This is a genomic window from Phocaeicola sp. RTP21359st1_B8_RTP21360_211022 (genome assembly GCF_040911965.1).
Taxonomy (GTDB): domain Bacteria; phylum Bacteroidota; class Bacteroidia; order Bacteroidales; family Bacteroidaceae; genus Phocaeicola; species Phocaeicola vulgatus.
Window position 1 is genome coordinate 45,276 of sequence record NZ_JBDFXP010000023.1, and the last position, 15,964, is coordinate 61,239.

Here is a 15,964-nt window from a genome sequence, read left to right on the forward strand (position 1 = left end):
GCATGAACTTGTTATTTACCTATCCTGAAACAATAGTCGACGGTGAAGGCATCCGCTATTCCATCTATCTGGCCGGATGCCGTCACCATTGTCGCGGTTGCCAGAATCCCGAATCCTGGAATCCATCGGCAGGCACTCCGCTCACACCGGAAAAAATAGAAAAAATGATCTGCGAAATAAATGCCAATCCATTATTGGACGGAATCACCTTTTCCGGTGGAGATCCACTTTATCATCCCCAAGAATTCCTGGCTCTGGTCAAACAGATCAAAGAAGCTACCGGACAAAACATCTGGTGTTATACTGGATATACATTTGAACAGATACAAAACGATGAAATGTTAAAACCGATACTGGATTATGTGGATGTTATAGTAGACGGACGATTTGAGCCGGATTTGTACTCTCCTTACTTGGAATTTCGGGGCAGCAGTAATCAACGCATCATCCGTGTGCGATAACGCTAAAAGAAATAAAAAAGGGGTGTTTTCTTGATATATATCATGAATTCACCCTTTTTTATGTTTTTCAGCATATATTTACTTGCTAATTTCAAGAAAAGCCGTACCTTTGCAATGTGGTTGTGAAACCAAATATTAAGTTAATAAAGAAAAGAACAAAATTAGGTATTAAGTATTAAGGTAAAGATTTTAATTTAAGGTATTAGATTTAGGTAAAGAAAGATTGATTTAGAAAGGTATTAGTAGTAAGATTTAAGGTAATTAGAAAAAGAAAGTTTTCAGGAGATTAGTTTTATAGGTATTAAAAGAGTTGTTTTTTTAGGTACAAGAGAGAGAGGATAACACAACTGAGACGAGAAAGATGAAAAGAACCCCATAATGGAGGGGGGTTCTTCAGGATGTGAGCGGGTTTGATAAAAACTTTCGCTCTTTTTTTATGTCTTTTTTTCACCACGGGAGAGAAACAATATAAAAAACGCAGATTTCCGCAAAGACGATTGATTCAATCTTTGCGGAAATCCGTGCCTATCGGCATTGTTATAAAAATGCCGTGTCCTTTTCTGTCATGCAGACCTAGAACAAGAATCGCATGATATCATTAAAGTTCGCCCAAATGAGCAAGGCAAACAGTAAAAACATACCTACCATCTGCGCATATTCCATAAACTTGTCACTCGGCTTACGGCGGGCAATGATTTCATAAAGCAGGAATAATACATGTCCGCCATCCAATGCCGGAATAGGCAGAATATTCATAAACGCCAAGATGATTGACAGAAAAGCAGTCATTTCCCAAAAGCGATGCCAATCCCATACTTTCGGAAAAATACTTCCTATCGTTCCAAAACCACCTACGCTCTTGGCTCCTTCTTTGGTGAACACATATTTCATATCGTTCACATATCCTTTTAATGTATTTACTCCTAATTGTACCCCTGCAGGAAAAGATTCAAAGAAACCAAATTCACGGGTTGTTTCTTTATAATCAGCCAATGAAGAGAATGTTGCACCCACTCTAAACAAAGAGTCTGTACGCACCGTCACGGTGTCACGCAGTCCGTTACGCGAATATACCATTTGTAGAGAAGCATCTTTATCTCCTGTAGCTTCCGCATCAGCCTGCATATTATCCAGTTTTTCCACCAATGCATTCCATGAGTTCAACCTCTCGCCATTGACCGCGACCAGACTATCTCCCTTCTGTATACCGGCCTTATCCAAGCCACCGCCCGGTATCACCGAGTCAACGACATTAGGAACTAACGCCGTAACAAACATCGGATCATCCTTTGCTATATCCAACAAGCTGATCTCAGGCATATATACTTCGGCTTCCTTTCCGTCGCGCAATACAGTCACTGTACGTGCCTCAGCAATATCACGAAGCATATCCACCCCGAAACGCTCCAATGGTTTTTCATCTGCACGAAGAAGAATATCACCGTCACGGAAACCTATTTCCCGGGCACGCTCATTAAATTTCATACCATGAGTCATGTCTTGCAGCGATACAAAAGAATCTCCCCAATGGAATAAAATCATGGAATAGATGAAGATAGCCAGCAAGAAATTCATCAAGACACCACCCACCATGATAAGCAGACGCTGCCAAGCCGGTTTTGAACGAAATTCCCATGGCTTAGCAGGCTGTTTCATCTGCTCGGTATCCATAGACTCGTCTATCATACCCGAAATTTTCACATATCCCCCCAAAGGCACCCAGCCAATACCATATTCCGTATCACTGTTCTTCGGTTTGAATTTGAACAAAGAAAACCACGGATCAAAAAATATGTAGAACTTCTCTACTCTTACTTTAAAAAGACGTGAAAAAAGAAAATGTCCTCCCTCATGAATAATGACCAATAATGAAAGGCTCATTATCAATTGAAGAGCACGAATCAAAAATGTTTCCATCTAACTATTTACTATTTTATAATTTATAATTAACATAATTCTCTGCCAACTACCATTTAAGATGACAAAAGGGACAACGCTACCCGACGCGCCTCAGCATCAGTATCCACATAGTCTTCATAAGTCGGTTCCTTGATATAAGCAACTTTACCCATAGTCTGTTCTATGACATCACTCATACCCAGGAAAGATATTTTGTCTTTCAGGAAAGCATCCACCACCACTTCATTAGCTGCATTCACTATACAGGGCATATTTCCGGCCCGATACAAAGCCTCGTATGCCAATGCCAAATTACGAAAACGTTTGGTATCAGGCTGTTCAAAAGTCAGGTCTGTTATACGGGCAAAATCCAACCGCTCGAAAGAAGATTTCACGCGCTCCGGATACGAAAAAGCATATTGAATAGGCAAACGCATATCGGGCATGCCCAACTGTGCTTTCACGGCCCCATCCTCAAACTGCACCATAGAATGAATGACAGATTGTGGATGAACTACCACTTCAATTTGCTCCGGACGCATTCCGAATAACCATTTAGCCTCAATCACTTCAAACCCTTTGTTCATCATGGAAGCCGAATCAATGGTTATCTTCGCTCCCATCTCCCAATTGGGATGCTTCAAAGCTTGTGCTTTGGTCACTGTTTGCAACTGCTCCATGGTATAAGTGCGGAACGGCCCTCCTGAAGCTGTCAAGATCACTTTCTCCAACCGGTTATTTATTTCCAGACACTGGAAGATAGCCGAATGCTCCGAATCCACGGGAAGTACAGGTATATGGTACTGATTTGCCAGTGCATTAATCAACTCCCCGGCTACAACCAGTGTTTCTTTATTAGCCAAAGCAATAGCTTTACCTGCCTTTATCGCATTTATAGTAGGACGCAATCCGGCATACCCTACCATAGAAGCCAGTACAATGTCAATAGGTTGTGATTCCACAATTTGAGAAAGCGCATCCGCTCCTGCATATACTTTGACAGGCAGATCACTCAGCGCCTCTTTCAATTGAAGGTATTTTTCCTCATTGGCTATCACTACCGCCTCGGGCATGAACTTACGGGCTTGTTCTACCAATAAATCGACCCTGTTATTGGCTGTCAACGCATAGACCTCATATAAATCTGGATGTTCCTCTATTACCTGTAAAGCTTGTGTACCGATAGAGCCGGTAGAACCTAATATCGCTATTTGTTTTTTCATAATGTTGTTAAAATACAATGTATTTTGAGGGATCAATCGCACGTCCCTTATGCCATAATTCGAAATGCAGATGCGGTCCGGTAGTTTTTTCACCGGTATTTCCTACCAATGCAATAGCTTCACCACCTTTCACCGGATCTCCTTCTTTCTTTAATAACGAACCACAATGTTTATACACCGACACAAAATCCTGTCCATGCTGTATCTGAATAACATAACCGGTTTCTGCCGTATAAGTAGACAAAATCACTGTCCCATCCAATGTTGCCAACACACTTTCATTTGGATTAGCGGCAATGTCCACACCGTAATGCCTGTTCTCCAAGTCAAAATTAGATGACATCATGCCCCGTGTAGGACGATAGAATATCAATCCGGAAGCGGCATTATTATCATCAACAGCCGTCAGATTATATCGTTCCGATTCTTCATATTGCTTGCGAAACTCTTCTTCCTGCCTGGTACGTTCCATCAAAGAATCAGAACGAAGAATGGTCAGAGAGTCGATAGATTGGACTGTATCAGCTTTTACTTTCCCGCTAAATATATCCTGAATGTTCATGATATACATATTCTGCCTCGTCACCACTTGTTGTAATGAATCGGCCCGCAAGGCATTGGTCACCACCTGCGCACGTACCTCACTGTTCATATATCCCGGCAAATAGTTACGTAAAGGAGTAAAAACAATGATAGTTGCCGAAATCAGGAAAATTACCGTTACGGCAGACAGCAATACAGACACACCATTGAGTTTGGAAACGTGCAGTCCCACAATCTCCTCCAACGTATTTTCATTGGTAATGGTCAGTTTATACTTAAACTTGAAATTATGCCAAAATGCTTTCCTTCCTTTTTTCTTCATTGTGCGCACCTTCTATATTTATATCAAGCCATCAGGTACTTCGACCGTCAGCAAACGCTTTTTCTTATCCAATTTGATGATAAATTCCTCGTGGGCAGGCAGCAAAAGTTCCTCGCCATCCTTCTCAATGGCAAAAAGGACATTCATCGTACTGTCATCCACCGCCACAATCTCGCCCAACTCACCATGATTCACATCTTCCACCTTAAAGCCAATAAAATAGTTCCAGGTAGGTATATCATCCGAATCTTCCTCCTCACCGACATATTTCTTCGGGAAATAGACCTCTACATTCGTAAACATACGGGCCTTTTCCGAGGTATCCACCCCTTCCAGTTTGACTAAAGCAGTGGTATCTGAACGAAAACGATACTCTTCAATAAAGAAAGGCACGAATATACCGTCTAACAAACAGACCAGATACTCACATTCCACACGGTCAAAAATATCATCCGTAAAAGTGAATGAGATTTCTCCTTTTACTCCATGCGGTTTGTTGAATATACCAATCTTGAAAACTTCATCTTTCTTAATCATGATTGATTTCTCTAAATTCTAGTAATACGTGCGCCAAGCGCATTCAAACGCTGGTCTATATTCTGATATCCCCGGTCTATCTGCTCTATATTGTGTATGCGGCTTATACCGTCGGCACTCATTGCCGCTATCAGCAAAGCGATACCGGCACGGATATCGGGTGAAATCATATTTCCGGCGCGAAGCTGGAAATTACGGTCATGCCCTATCACAACGGCACGATGAGGGTCACATAATATAATCTGTGCTCCCATATCTATGAGCTTGTCCACAAAGAACAGGCGGCTTTCAAACATCTTCTGATGAATCAGTACACTGCCTTTCGCCTGTGTAGCCACCACCAGTACCACACTGAGCAAGTCGGGAGTCAGCCCCGGCCAGGGAGCATCTGCTATGGTCATAATAGAGCCATCAATAAACGATTCGATCTGATAATGTTCCTGCTCGGGGATAAACAGATCATCTCCCCGCTGTTCCACTCTGATACCTAAACGACGGAAACTTTCTGGAATAATGCCCAAATTTTCATGCGATACATTCTTAATGGTAAGCTCACTTCCTGTCATAGCTGCCATTCCGATAAAACTACCTACTTCAATCATATCAGGCAACACCCGATGCGTACAGCCATGCAGACTTTCCACTCCTTCAATAGTCAGCAAATTAGATGCAATACCGGAAATCTTCGCCCCCATGCGGTTCAACATACGACAAAGTTGTTGCAGATAAGGTTCACAAGCTGCGTTGTAAATGGTCGTTTTGCCCTTCGCCAGGACAGAAGCCATCACAATATTAGCCGTACCGGTAACCGAAGCTTCATCCAGCAACATATAAGTACCTTCCAAATGCTCTGCGCAAATACTGAAAACACTTCGTTCCTCATCATAATTAAAACAGGCTCCCAGTCTCTGAATACCGATAAAGTGAGTGTCCAAACGCCGGCGGCCAATCTTGTCACCGCCCGGTTTTGAAATCAAAGCCTTTCCAAAACGGGCAACCAACGGACCAACCAACATGACTGATCCACGCAGACTGGAACATTTCTTTAAGAATTCATCACTCTCCAAGTAGTTCAAATCCACAGTGTCAGCCTTAAATGTATACGAATCAATCCCTGTTTTTGATACCTTGACACCCATATCACGTAACAACTGAATCAGATTGTTCACATCCAGAATGTCCGGAATATTAGTTACGGTCACTTCTTCCGAGGTCAGCAGAGTGGCACAAAGAATCTGTAACACTTCATTTTTAGCACCTTGCGGGTGTATTTCGCCGTGCAATTTATGTCCTCCTTCAATTACAAACGAAGCCATGGTATCATTTTTTAGGAATTAATATTTCTTTCTTTGGTTGTTGTTTTGTTGCGGTCTGCGCTGATTGTTGTTCTGTTGCGGCCTGCGTGGAACATAAACACGTTGTTGTTCATTCAAATGCAGGTCTTCAGGGGTCAGATTAATCATTCCCTTAGAGTAATCGCGAAGATCATCCAAGATTTTCTGATCCTCCACCCCGTCTTTGTTCCAGTTCAGGAAACATTTCTTCATGTGGTTTGCAATCAGGCTGATCAGCTGCTTCTTCTCCTCACCTTCCGGATAGTCCACTGCCTTTTTAATCATGTTCTCCAAAATACGTCCATAATGACGGTAACGGATTCCATTATGCGGATAAGGCAACATATCGGGTTTCACCTCCAGGCTTTCTTTCTTCACAATTTCATACGGATAATCGATATCCAGCTTGAAATCGGCCATAATAGCCAAATGATCCCATAATTTATGTTTGAAATCGGGCACATCCCGCAAATGCGGAAACATACCGCCCATAATGTTGATAATCGTATTCGCACAACGTTGGCGCTCAGCTCTGTCCTCGATGGTCAAGGCGTGGTCTACCATGTTCTGCACACTTCTGCCATATTCAGGAAGGGGTAAAGTTCGTTGTTGAGTATTATACTCCATATATATTTAAAATTTATGATTTATGCACTGATTTGTTCATCGGCTGTTACAAAAGCTTTTTGGGTTTGGAAGCTACAAACTCTTTCAAATAGAAAGGCTCAAAATAAGCCACATCCTTAAAGTTCTGCCTTACCATTTCCTTTTCTGCCAATGGGAACATCCATTTACCTAACGGACGGATGTCATCAATAAAATGAGCATTGGGATGAGTAATCTGCCCACGGCATTTGGCTGCACCGTTACCAAAAAAATAGACCGGATGTTCATTCAGGAACTCCAAATAGGAATGCTCATCAACAATATCGGCGGCTATTTCCCTTTTCACGCCCAATGCGCGATCATAAACAGCTGCATAGACTTCCATGCGACGTGCGTCTATCATAGGACAGAGCAAGGCATCCTCAGGCAAATCATGATGTAACAACACCGGCACACACAACACCTCCAATGTCGGCAGACCGATAAGTGGCAAATTACGTCCATAGCAAATACCCTTCGCCATAGAAACACCAATACGCAGCCCTGTGTACGAGCCGGGCCCGCAACTCACAGCCACTGCATCCAACGGCATACCATGACTGTCGACAAAAGATAAAGCCTCATCTACAAATACGCCCAGCTGCACGGCGTGTGAAGGTCCTTTCAAATCCTCTTTGGAGAACACCGCCAATCCATCCTCACTGACGGCAACAGAGCAGGCCTCTGTTGAAGTTTCAATATGCAAAATACACGACATAATGCTCTACTTATATAATATAATCTGCAAATATACACTTTTATTTATACTTCATTTCCATAAAAAGATTACTTTTGCAAAAAAACATATTAGTTATGATACAGTCAATGACCGGATACGGTAAAGCAACCGCTATATTCGAAGAAAAAAAAATTAACGTAGAGATCAAGTCTTTAAATAGTAAAGCAATGGACTTGTCTACACGGATCGCTCCTTTATACCGTGAAAAAGAAATGGAAATCCGCAATATGATTTCCAAATCATTGGAACGCGGTAAAGTTGATTTCAGCCTGTGGATAGAGAAAGACGTTTCGGATACAGCCACTCCCATTAACGCCGCCCTTGTAGAAAACTACTACAATCAGATAAAATCTATTTCCGAAATGACCCATATACCAATGCCCGAAGATTGGTTTGCAACCCTTCTACGAATGCCTGACGTACTGACCAAAGCCGATGTACAAGAACTTTCGGAAGACGAATGGGAGGTAGTCCGCCGGGTAGTGGAAGAGGCCATCAACCATTTGGTAGATTTCCGCAAACAGGAAGGAACCGCCTTGGAAAAGAAATTCAACGAAAAGATTGACAACATCGAGCGTTTGTTAAAGTCCATCGAACCCTACGAAACAGAGCGTGTAGCCAAGATACGTGAACGCATTACAGATGCTTTGGAAAAGACCATCAGTGTGGATTATGATAAAAACCGCCTGGAGCAAGAATTGATTTATTACATTGAAAAATTAGATATTAACGAAGAGAAACAACGACTGAGCAATCACTTGAGATATTTCCGTGAAACCATGGCAGGCGGTCATGGACAAGGAAAAAAACTTGGTTTCATAGCACAGGAAATGGGACGCGAAATCAATACGACTGGCAGCAAATCCAATCATGCCGAAATGCAAAACATCGTAGTGCAGATGAAGGACGAACTGGAACAAATCAAAGAACAGGTGTTAAATGTAATGTAACCGGTTCACATACCGGACACCATTCTCATAAGCAAAGAATCAAGATATGGCAACAGGAAAACTTATCATTTTTTCAGCCCCCTCGGGTTCAGGCAAATCAACCATTATCAACTATCTGTTGACACAAAACCTGAACCTGTCTTTCTCTATTTCTGCCACCAGCCGCCCTCCTCGCGGAAAAGAACGGCATGGTGTGGAATATTTCTTCCTATCTCCTGAGGAATTCAGACAACGCATTGCCAATAATGAGTTTCTGGAATACGAAGAAGTATACGAAAACCGTTTCTACGGAACCTTGAAAGCACAAGTGGAAAAACAATTGGAAGCCGGACAAAATGTGATTTTTGACGTAGATGTGGTAGGCGGATGTAATATCAAAAAATATTATGGCAGCCGCGCATTGTCTGTTTTCATTCAACCACCCAGTGTAGAAGAACTCCGTAAACGCCTGCAAGGCCGTGGTACTGATGCCCCCGAAGTGATTGAAAGCCGAATCGCAAAAGCAGAATTCGAATTGGGGTTCGCCGATAAATTCGATACCGTGATAGTAAATGACGATTTGGAGAAGGCAAAGGCGGAAGCACTGAAAGTTATTAGAAACTTTATTGAACAATAAGACGATGATCAAAGATCCGAAAAAACTGGCCCAAAGAATGTCGATACTTTGTATCCTCATTGGTTTTATAGCTTTGGCTGTAGGCATCATTGCAATGGCAATGGAGCAATACATTATTGCCATAGCAATGGGTATTGTCACTGTAGGACAAGTATGGAATTACAATAAATGGAAAAGAGTAAGATAAAGACTGGTATTTTCGGCGGCTCATTCAATCCTATCCACATGGGCCATCTGGCACTTGCCAATTATTTATGTGAATATAATGGACTGGATGAAATATGGTTTCTCGTCTCTCCTCACAATCCATTAAAGCAACAAACGGATTTATGGGATGATAATCTGCGATTGGAACTGGTAAAACTGGCCATTGCGGATTATCCCAAATTCCGGGCTTCCGACTTCGAATTCCACCTGCCTCGTCCTTCCTATACTATACACACATTGGATGCTTTACACAAAGCCTATCCCAACCGGGAATTCACCCTTATCATTGGGGCGGACAACTGGCTTCTATTCCCCCGTTGGTACAAAGCAGAGGAGATTTTAAAGAATCATCATGTAATGATCTATCCCCGTCCGAATTTCACTATTGATCCAACAACCCTTCCTCCTTCCGTGCAATTAGCCGATACTCCGTTATTGGAAGTCAGTTCTACTTTTATCAGACAGGCACTGGCGGAAGGACGAGATATACGATATTTCCTGCATCCGGCAGTATATGAACGACTGAAAAAATAAAAATCCCCGGGAGGATACAATCCAAATTCCCCGGGGAAAAACACATCAATTATTTAATCTAAAATTCAAAGGACGCACTCCATTAACGCTTTGCCAGCAGTACCTTACTATTTATCAATCCGTCCAACTCCCAGCCTGTCGTATCCTTTTTATATGAGTGCCACGCCAAAAACTTCCCAGCTTCATCTAACGTATATACATATTTCTGCGTAGGGACAAACGCTTTTTTATTTTTATTCCACAAAGAATAATCAATATGCGCTTCTGTGTCTGTGTACGTAACTTCCATACAATAATAATTTATCCAATCCGTGCCATTCCATTTCATACTTTTCTTCTCTATGATTTGTCCCTTATCGTTGTATCTGAACTCAAAACGATACTCCGGAGTCAGGAAAGTACCTTCCTGTTCATAAACGACCTTAGCCGACACCCGACCATTTTCCACCTCTTCATTTGTAATCTTCACAGGCTTGGCCGCATTCAATGTTAATACACTTGTCATTGCAAAAAGAACTGCCATCATGGCTTTAGTGAGCATTGTAGTTTTCATAATGTCTTATTTTTAATGTTTATAATTCGTGTTTATTTGTGTCTTTATTTATAAGACGCAAATGACTCTCAAAACGTTGCAACATGATCCGTTTTTTTTCTTGAGTCGCTTCACTTTATAAAGTGCAAAGTACATGCCATGGAATTAATCCACTAAGTATCAACAAGTAAACATAAAAAAGGGTGTCCGATTATGGACACCCTGTACATTATTAACGGACAAACAGTCTATTCTTTCTGCTTTTCAACACGATGCAAGACTACCAGAACAACTTCGCTGGGAGTAAATAAACGGACGTCAACGCGCGAAGTACCCAATCCATTGGTTATAATAATCGGAGTACCTTTGCTATTCTCTTTCCAACCAGTCAGAAAACGGTTTCCATAAATAGAGTGCTTTACCGGAGAATATTTTTTAAACAAGCTCACCTGCCCACCATGAGTATGCCCCGCTAACACCAAATTGGCATTCGATACATCGGTATCTTCTGCATAATCGGGAGTATGCGTGAGCAATATAATAAAATCATCCGCCAGAAAATGCTGGGATGGAGAGTCACCATTCTTTTTTAAATCAAACGGATTGCGTACACCGCTCACTATAATATACTGACCATCTTTCATCAGCTTATAGCTTTTATGTTCCATCAACCGCACATGATTCTTTTGCATGGCCTCCACCACTTCGGAATAACAATAGCCATAATCATGATTTCCCATCACAGCGAATGTTCCGTAAGGCGTATAAACTCTGCTCAAGGCGGTGAACAAAGTATCCAGATTTCCACCTTTCTTGCCACGATAATCTCCACCCAACAGCAAGACATCGGCATGCATGGACTTTAATGCCCGCACCGCGCTGTTCAATTCACTCCTCTTAAAGCGACTCTCATAATGAAAATCCGAAGCAAACCCTATCCGAAAACCGTCAAAAGCGGGTGGAATATCATAACTATAAAAATCATATTGCTTCACACGCCCTACCCCCGGAAACTCGGACAAAGTAGCTGTGGCGCAAGAAGACAAAAGAATAACCGCTAAAAGCAAAAAAAGAAACTGTTTCTTCATAATCCTTTCTATTTGGAGACAAAGATACAGAATTAATTGTTTTATCTTTGCACAACCTTAATTATAAATAGAAATGGAAATTGTTCAAGTTAACTCAATAAAAGCATGGCTTCTAGCCGCCCGCCCTAAAACATTGGCAGGAGCCGCCACTCCGGTTTTACTGGGATGTGCCTTGGCCTATGCAGACAGCGGCTTCCAAATGACACCAGCATTGCTTTGCTTTGCCTTCGCTTTTCTGATGCAGATAGACGCCAACTTCATTAATGATTACTTTGATTATCTGAAAGGCAGTGACCGTGAAGACCGTTTGGGTCCTGAACGTGCCTGCGCGCAAGGATGGATCACACTGAACGCCATGAGAAAGGGAATCGCCCTGACCACAGCAACAGCTTGTTTAGCAGGGTTATGCCTATTAGCTTATGGAGGGATTGAAATGATTCCAGTAGGAATTTTATGTGTTTTATTCGCTTTTCTTTATACAGCAGGACCTTATCCGCTAGCTTATCACGGATGGGGAGACATACTTGTCATTGTCTTTTTCGGATTTGTACCGGTAGGCTGCACTTACTATGTGATGTGCCGTGACTGGACTTGGAATGTGACACTCGCCTCTCTAGCTTGCGGACTGATTATAGATACCTTGTTGATGGTGAATAATTACCGTGACCGCGATCAGGATGCAAAAAGCGGAAAGAAAACAATCGTAGTACGCTGGGGAGCCAATGCAGGGCAACAATTATACTTATTTTTGGGATTGGCTGCCGCATGGCTTTGTTTATTGTTTATTCCTACCGGGCACATTTGGGCTGCATTATTACCCCAAATTTATCTGTTACCTCACTTCATGGCATGGCAAAGAATGGTAAAAATCAACAGGGGAAAAGAATTAAACAGCATATTGGGAGAAACCTCCCGCAATATGCTGCTATTCGGCGTATTACTAGCATTCGGCCTTATCCTATAATCTTCCGGCAAGATCTTGCCAGAAGATATTTCCCAATAAAGCGCAACAAATCATTCCGCTTTCTCTATCAATACAGTGGCATAAGCGGAAATGCCCTCCTCCCTGCCCGTGAATCCCAGTTTCTCTGTAGTGGTAGCCTTTACGGAAACATCATCCACATCAATCCCCATCAAATGAGCAAGTACCAACTGCATTTCCGGAATCCGCGCTTTCAATTTAGGACGTTCAGCACAAATCGTTGCGTCCACATTACCTACTTTATATCCTTTTGCAGCAATCAGGTCCACCGTTTCAGCCAATAAAATCTTGCTATCAATATTCTTGAATTCACCCGCAGTATCAGGAAAATGATAACCTATATCACGCATATTGGCAGCTCCCAGCAAAGCGTCACAAATGGCATGAATCAACACATCGGCATCCGAGTGTCCCAATAGCCCCAATTCATGTTCAAATTTTATTCCTCCAAGCCATAGTTCACGACCGGTTACCAGTTGGTGCACATCAAATCCAAATCCTACTCTTATTTTCATCTTACATAAAAATCTAATAATTTCTCACCTTCCAAATACCCCTGCAAATGCTGTCCTATGCCGACTGGCCCTACTCCCACAGGAGTCCCCGTATAGAGCAAATCTCCAATCTTTAATGTAAAAAACCGACTAACGTATGCAATTATCTCATCCACCTTAAACAACATATCCGCAGTGTTGCCTCTCTGCACTGTTTTTCCATCTATATCCAAATGAAAGTTTAAATTCTGTATATCCTTAAATCTGTCTACCGGCACAAAATCACCTATAGCAGCCGAGCTATCAAACCCTTTACACAGCTCCCAAGGCTTGCCTTCCTCCCGGAACCGCCGCTGAAGGTCACGTGCCGTAAAATCTATTCCTACCGTCACCGCATCATAATACCGACTGGCAAAACGCGGAGCAATATTCTTTCCCAAACGATTAATACGTACTACCAATTCTGTCTCATAATCCACCTGCTGAGAAAAATCAGGAATAAAAAACGGCTTGCTGTCTTTCAGCAGAGCCGAATCCGGTTTCATAAAAATAACCGGTTCTTCCGGTAATTTTTCATCAGCATGTAACTCGTGGCAATGTGCAACGTAGTTCATTCCTACGGCTATAATCTTCATATTATTATTCTTGAATTACATTTAATCTGTTAAACATTACAGCCAGATGGGCATAAAGTGATGTATTCTGCACCACAATATTTTCCGGTACACGAATACGGAACGGTGTAAAGTTCCAAACAGCCTTAATACCACCCGCTATCATTTTATCTGTTATCTCCTGTGCTATATTAATAGGCACAGTCAATACCCCGATATTCACATCACAGGATTTCATTTTTATCTCAAATTCATCCGAATGATAAATAGGAATTCCATTTATTTCCTTCCCGACCAATCCGGGATTAATATCAAACGCACCTACTATCTCTAATCCAAAATGATGCAGCCCCGAGTCGCGCAATAAAGCACCTCCCAAACTACCGACACCAAACAAAAAAGCTTTATGCATTTTGGTAAATCCCAAGAAACGCTCCAGCACCTCTATCAACGCATCAATCTCATACCCCACACGTGTACGGCCGGATATATTTACATAAGAAAGATCTTTCGCTATTTGGGAAGCATCTACATTGATTTGCTTGGATATTTGGGTAGAAGACACGTACGTTTCTCCCTGTTCTTTCATCAGTTTCACATTCGAAAGATACCACGGAAGCCTGCGCAAAGTCGGCTCAGGCACTTTATCCGAGAATTTATGCATACGTATATCCATCTTTTTCTTTAGGTATTATCATTAGGTAATTTGCAAAAGTACACTTTTATTTGTTACATTGACGGATAGAGTATAAAAAAAGTCTTATCTTTGAGTATTCATTTAAGCAAAATTCACATGAAAAATAACGATTGGAAAGAACGTCTGAATGTGGTTTATTCCACAAATCCTGATTTCAAGTATGAAAGCGTTGAAGAGGAAGCGGTTGAGACATTAGATAAAAAACAACAAAAACTCCGTGTCAATATAGAAAAAAAAGGACGGGGTGGCAAAACCGTGACATTAATCAACGGGTTCATCGGAACAGAAAATGACCTGAAAGAGTTGGGTAAATTATTGAAAAGCAAATGTGGAGTAGGCGGTTCAGTAAAAGACGGGGAGATCCTTATCCAAGGAGAGTTCAAGCAACGGGTCATCGAGTTATTGAAAGCTGAAGGATATACCCAGACCAAATAACCGGAAAAAAGAAAGGGACTGTTGTCACACAGTCCCCCATTCTATAATTGCGGAAAATCTTATTCAGCACGTAAAGTGAAACGTTTGAAAGCAACGATCTGCAATTCAGGATCAGCTTCCTTCAACACTTCTCTTACAGTCTTCTTACCATCCATGATATCCTCCTGGTTCAGCAAGCAAACTTCCTTCAAGAACTTACCCAGACGACCTTTAGCAATGTTTTCAATCATCTGTTGCGGCAAGTTGGCAGCTTTTTCAGCAGAAACAGTAGCAATGATTTCCTTAGCTTTGGCAATATCTTCGTCAGTAATCCAGCCCTTAGCCTTGTTACTTTCCATGTGCTCTTCGCTGTCTACATGTGCAGGGTTGATACCAGCCTTCTTCAAAGCAACTTCAACAGCCTTGTCTACTTGTTCTTTCTTAGTCTTATCAATAGCTACCTGTATTTCAGCTTCTTTTACAGATTCAGGAACACCGGCTTCATCAATTGCAATAGGATTCATAGCGGCAATCTGCATAGCAACTCCGTGAGCGGCAGCTTCAGCTTCCTTATTCATGGCAACAATAGTACAAAGCTGGTTATTTCCCTGGTGGTTATAAATAGAAGTATAAGCACCTTCAACCACATTGTAGCCATCCAATTCCATTTTTTCACCAGTGATACCGCTACGGTCTGTTACTGCATCCTGTACAGTACCGTTACCCATAGGCAAAGCCTTTACTTCTTCCAAAGTCTTGCATCTGTTGGCAACAGCAGCATCCAGAATAGCTTGAGTCAACGCTACGAAATCAGCATTTTTAGCAACGAAGTCGGTTTCGCATTTCAAAGCGATGATAGCAGCAAATTCGCCATCCTTTTTTGCCAACACACAACCTTCAGATGCTTCACGGTCAGAACGTTTTGCAGCAACAGCCTGTCCTTTTTTACGGATAATTTCCATTGCTTTATCGATATCGCCGTTTGCTTCAGTCAAGGCGTTCTTGCAATCCATCATACCAGCTCCACTAATCTTACGAAGCTTGGTTATTTCAGCCATAGTTACAGCCATAATATTCCTTTATTTTTTAATTGTTAGTAATATCTTTAAAACAGAATTGAGAATTGAAAATTG

General features: G+C 41.9%; 20 protein-coding genes. 7 read left to right on the top strand and 13 right to left on the bottom strand.

Annotated features, from left to right (window positions below; translation table 11 throughout):
* Positions 1-2: 2 nt before the first annotated feature.
* Positions 3-461 carry an anaerobic ribonucleoside-triphosphate reductase activating protein gene (gene nrdG / locus AB5062_RS13030; protein ID WP_005838696.1) on the top strand — a complete coding sequence of 153 codons (459 nt, stop codon included), beginning with the start codon at positions 3-5 and terminating at the stop codon, positions 459-461.
* 573 nt (positions 462-1,034) lie between these two features.
* Here the strand turns inward: nrdG and rseP are convergent.
* Genes rseP through tsaB form a run of 7 tightly spaced genes read right to left on the bottom strand, consistent with a single transcriptional unit; the run spans position 1,035 to position 7,682 of the window.
* A complete protein-coding gene (gene rseP / locus AB5062_RS13035) occupies positions 1,035-2,378 on the bottom strand; it encodes an RIP metalloprotease RseP (RefSeq protein ID WP_005839240.1) in 1,344 nt (447 codons plus the stop codon).
* Positions 2,379-2,434: 56 nt separating this feature from the next.
* The gene (locus tag AB5062_RS13040) at positions 2,435-3,583 is read right to left on the bottom strand and encodes a 1-deoxy-D-xylulose-5-phosphate reductoisomerase (protein WP_032952603.1); all 1,149 of its coding nucleotides are present in this window, start codon (positions 3,581-3,583) and stop codon (positions 2,435-2,437) included.
* 7 nt (positions 3,584-3,590) lie between these two features.
* Positions 3,591-4,448, bottom strand: coding sequence for a M23 family metallopeptidase (locus AB5062_RS13045; RefSeq protein ID WP_005839236.1), 858 nt, complete (start codon positions 4,446-4,448; stop codon positions 3,591-3,593).
* 18 nt (positions 4,449-4,466) lie between these two features.
* A complete protein-coding gene (gene rimM / locus AB5062_RS13050) occupies positions 4,467-4,985 on the bottom strand; it encodes a ribosome maturation factor RimM (RefSeq protein WP_005839232.1) in 519 nt (172 codons plus the stop codon).
* 11 nt (positions 4,986-4,996) lie between these two features.
* A complete protein-coding gene (gene murA / locus AB5062_RS13055; RefSeq protein ID WP_032945778.1) occupies positions 4,997-6,301 on the bottom strand; it encodes a UDP-N-acetylglucosamine 1-carboxyvinyltransferase in 1,305 nt (434 codons plus the stop codon).
* Positions 6,302-6,319: 18 nt separating this feature from the next.
* The gene (locus AB5062_RS13060) at positions 6,320-6,946 is read right to left on the bottom strand and encodes a DUF4290 domain-containing protein (protein WP_005839226.1); all 627 of its coding nucleotides are present in this window, start codon (positions 6,944-6,946) and stop codon (positions 6,320-6,322) included.
* Positions 6,947-6,992: 46 nt separating this feature from the next.
* A complete protein-coding gene (gene tsaB / locus AB5062_RS13065; RefSeq protein WP_005839224.1) occupies positions 6,993-7,682 on the bottom strand; it encodes a tRNA (adenosine(37)-N6)-threonylcarbamoyltransferase complex dimerization subunit type 1 TsaB in 690 nt (229 codons plus the stop codon).
* Positions 7,683-7,777: 95 nt separating this feature from the next.
* Here tsaB and AB5062_RS13070 point away from each other — a divergent pair, with 95 nt between their 5' ends.
* Genes AB5062_RS13070 through nadD form a run of 4 tightly spaced genes read left to right on the top strand, consistent with a single transcriptional unit; the run spans position 7,778 to position 10,010 of the window.
* On the top strand, positions 7,778-8,653 hold the full coding sequence (locus AB5062_RS13070; protein ID WP_237470587.1) for a YicC/YloC family endoribonuclease: 876 nt from the start codon (positions 7,778-7,780) through the stop codon (positions 8,651-8,653).
* Between the two features lie 46 nt (positions 8,654-8,699).
* Positions 8,700-9,269: a guanylate kinase gene (gene gmk / locus AB5062_RS13075; protein WP_005839220.1), complete on the top strand. Its 570-nt coding sequence runs from the start codon at positions 8,700-8,702 to the stop codon at positions 9,267-9,269.
* Positions 9,270-9,273: 4 nt separating this feature from the next.
* The gene (locus AB5062_RS13080; protein WP_005839218.1) at positions 9,274-9,456 is read left to right on the top strand and encodes a hypothetical protein; all 183 of its coding nucleotides are present in this window, start codon (positions 9,274-9,276) and stop codon (positions 9,454-9,456) included.
* Positions 9,438-10,010, top strand: coding sequence for a nicotinate (nicotinamide) nucleotide adenylyltransferase (gene nadD, locus AB5062_RS13085; protein ID WP_005839217.1), 573 nt, complete (start codon positions 9,438-9,440; stop codon positions 10,008-10,010). Before AB5062_RS13080 ends, nadD begins: the two co-directional genes overlap by 19 nt.
* A gap of 82 nt (positions 10,011-10,092) precedes the next feature.
* Here nadD and AB5062_RS13090 read toward each other — a convergent pair whose 3' ends face one another.
* Both AB5062_RS13090 and AB5062_RS13095 read right to left on the bottom strand, forming a co-directional pair.
* Positions 10,093-10,563 carry a DUF3836 domain-containing protein gene (locus AB5062_RS13090; protein WP_005839215.1) on the bottom strand — a complete coding sequence of 157 codons (471 nt, stop codon included), beginning with the start codon at positions 10,561-10,563 and terminating at the stop codon, positions 10,093-10,095.
* A 227-nt stretch (positions 10,564-10,790) separates the two neighbouring features.
* Positions 10,791-11,630 carry a metallophosphoesterase gene (locus tag AB5062_RS13095; protein WP_032945779.1) on the bottom strand — a complete coding sequence of 280 codons (840 nt, stop codon included), beginning with the start codon at positions 11,628-11,630 and terminating at the stop codon, positions 10,791-10,793.
* A gap of 73 nt (positions 11,631-11,703) precedes the next feature.
* On the opposite strand from AB5062_RS13095, the gene AB5062_RS13100 reads away from it, so the two are divergent.
* Positions 11,704-12,594 carry a 1,4-dihydroxy-2-naphthoate polyprenyltransferase gene (locus tag AB5062_RS13100; protein ID WP_032952604.1) on the top strand — a complete coding sequence of 297 codons (891 nt, stop codon included), beginning with the start codon at positions 11,704-11,706 and terminating at the stop codon, positions 12,592-12,594.
* A gap of 50 nt (positions 12,595-12,644) precedes the next feature.
* Here AB5062_RS13100 and ispF read toward each other — a convergent pair whose 3' ends face one another.
* The 3 genes from ispF to AB5062_RS13115 are packed head-to-tail and all read right to left on the bottom strand — an operon-like array spanning position 12,645 to position 14,396.
* Positions 12,645-13,127 carry a 2-C-methyl-D-erythritol 2,4-cyclodiphosphate synthase gene (ispF, locus tag AB5062_RS13105; RefSeq protein WP_005853627.1) on the bottom strand — a complete coding sequence of 161 codons (483 nt, stop codon included), beginning with the start codon at positions 13,125-13,127 and terminating at the stop codon, positions 12,645-12,647.
* Positions 13,124-13,741 (bottom strand): fumarylacetoacetate hydrolase family protein, encoded by a 618-nt coding sequence (locus AB5062_RS13110; protein ID WP_005839207.1) that lies wholly within the window; start codon positions 13,739-13,741, stop codon positions 13,124-13,126. The genes ispF and AB5062_RS13110 overlap by 4 nt, the downstream gene beginning before the upstream one ends.
* Before the next feature lie 4 nt (positions 13,742-13,745).
* On the bottom strand, positions 13,746-14,396 hold the full coding sequence (locus AB5062_RS13115) for a redox-sensing transcriptional repressor Rex (RefSeq protein ID WP_005853629.1): 651 nt from the start codon (positions 14,394-14,396) through the stop codon (positions 13,746-13,748).
* A 117-nt stretch (positions 14,397-14,513) separates the two neighbouring features.
* Here AB5062_RS13115 and AB5062_RS13120 point away from each other — a divergent pair, with 117 nt between their 5' ends.
* Positions 14,514-14,852 carry a translation initiation factor gene (locus tag AB5062_RS13120; protein WP_005839203.1) on the top strand — a complete coding sequence of 113 codons (339 nt, stop codon included), beginning with the start codon at positions 14,514-14,516 and terminating at the stop codon, positions 14,850-14,852.
* 59 nt (positions 14,853-14,911) lie between these two features.
* Here the strand turns inward: AB5062_RS13120 and tsf are convergent, their stop codons facing one another.
* Positions 14,912-15,901, bottom strand: a complete 990-nt coding sequence (gene tsf, locus AB5062_RS13125) for a translation elongation factor Ts (RefSeq protein ID WP_005839201.1) — start codon at positions 15,899-15,901, stop codon at positions 14,912-14,914.
* Between the last annotated feature and the right edge of the window lie 63 nt (positions 15,902-15,964).

Bases quoted from the DNA above. Each gene is read 5' to 3' on its own strand.
- AB5062_RS13115 (WP_005853629.1), bottom strand. From the start codon at position 14,396: ATGGATATACGTATGCATAAATTCTCGGATAAAGTGCCTGAGCCGACT.
- rseP (WP_005839240.1), bottom strand. From the start codon at position 2,378: ATGGAAACATTTTTGATTCGTGCTCTTCAATTGATAATGAGCCTTTCA.
- AB5062_RS13045 (WP_005839236.1), bottom strand. From the start codon at position 4,448: ATGAAGAAAAAAGGAAGGAAAGCATTTTGGCATAATTTCAAGTTTAAG.
- AB5062_RS13120 (WP_005839203.1), top strand. From the start codon at position 14,514: ATGAAAAATAACGATTGGAAAGAACGTCTGAATGTGGTTTATTCCACA.
- tsaB (WP_005839224.1), bottom strand. From the start codon at position 7,682: ATGTCGTGTATTTTGCATATTGAAACTTCAACAGAGGCCTGCTCTGTT.
- AB5062_RS13080 (WP_005839218.1), top strand. From the start codon at position 9,274: ATGATCAAAGATCCGAAAAAACTGGCCCAAAGAATGTCGATACTTTGT.
- nrdG (WP_005838696.1), top strand. From the start codon at position 3: ATGAACTTGTTATTTACCTATCCTGAAACAATAGTCGACGGTGAAGGC.
- gmk (WP_005839220.1), top strand. From the start codon at position 8,700: ATGGCAACAGGAAAACTTATCATTTTTTCAGCCCCCTCGGGTTCAGGC.
- nadD (WP_005839217.1), top strand. From the start codon at position 9,438: ATGGAAAAGAGTAAGATAAAGACTGGTATTTTCGGCGGCTCATTCAAT.
- AB5062_RS13095 (WP_032945779.1), bottom strand. From the start codon at position 11,630: ATGAAGAAACAGTTTCTTTTTTTGCTTTTAGCGGTTATTCTTTTGTCT.
- murA (WP_032945778.1), bottom strand. From the start codon at position 6,301: ATGGCTTCGTTTGTAATTGAAGGAGGACATAAATTGCACGGCGAAATA.
- AB5062_RS13110 (WP_005839207.1), bottom strand. From the start codon at position 13,741: ATGAAGATTATAGCCGTAGGAATGAACTACGTTGCACATTGCCACGAG.
- rimM (WP_005839232.1), bottom strand. From the start codon at position 4,985: ATGATTAAGAAAGATGAAGTTTTCAAGATTGGTATATTCAACAAACCG.
- AB5062_RS13040 (WP_032952603.1), bottom strand. From the start codon at position 3,583: ATGAAAAAACAAATAGCGATATTAGGTTCTACCGGCTCTATCGGTACA.
- tsf (WP_005839201.1), bottom strand. From the start codon at position 15,901: ATGGCTGTAACTATGGCTGAAATAACCAAGCTTCGTAAGATTAGTGGA.
- AB5062_RS13090 (WP_005839215.1), bottom strand. From the start codon at position 10,563: ATGAAAACTACAATGCTCACTAAAGCCATGATGGCAGTTCTTTTTGCA.
- AB5062_RS13070 (WP_237470587.1), top strand. From the start codon at position 7,778: ATGATACAGTCAATGACCGGATACGGTAAAGCAACCGCTATATTCGAA.
- ispF (WP_005853627.1), bottom strand. From the start codon at position 13,127: ATGAAAATAAGAGTAGGATTTGGATTTGATGTGCACCAACTGGTAACC.
- AB5062_RS13060 (WP_005839226.1), bottom strand. From the start codon at position 6,946: ATGGAGTATAATACTCAACAACGAACTTTACCCCTTCCTGAATATGGC.
- AB5062_RS13100 (WP_032952604.1), top strand. From the start codon at position 11,704: ATGGAAATTGTTCAAGTTAACTCAATAAAAGCATGGCTTCTAGCCGCC.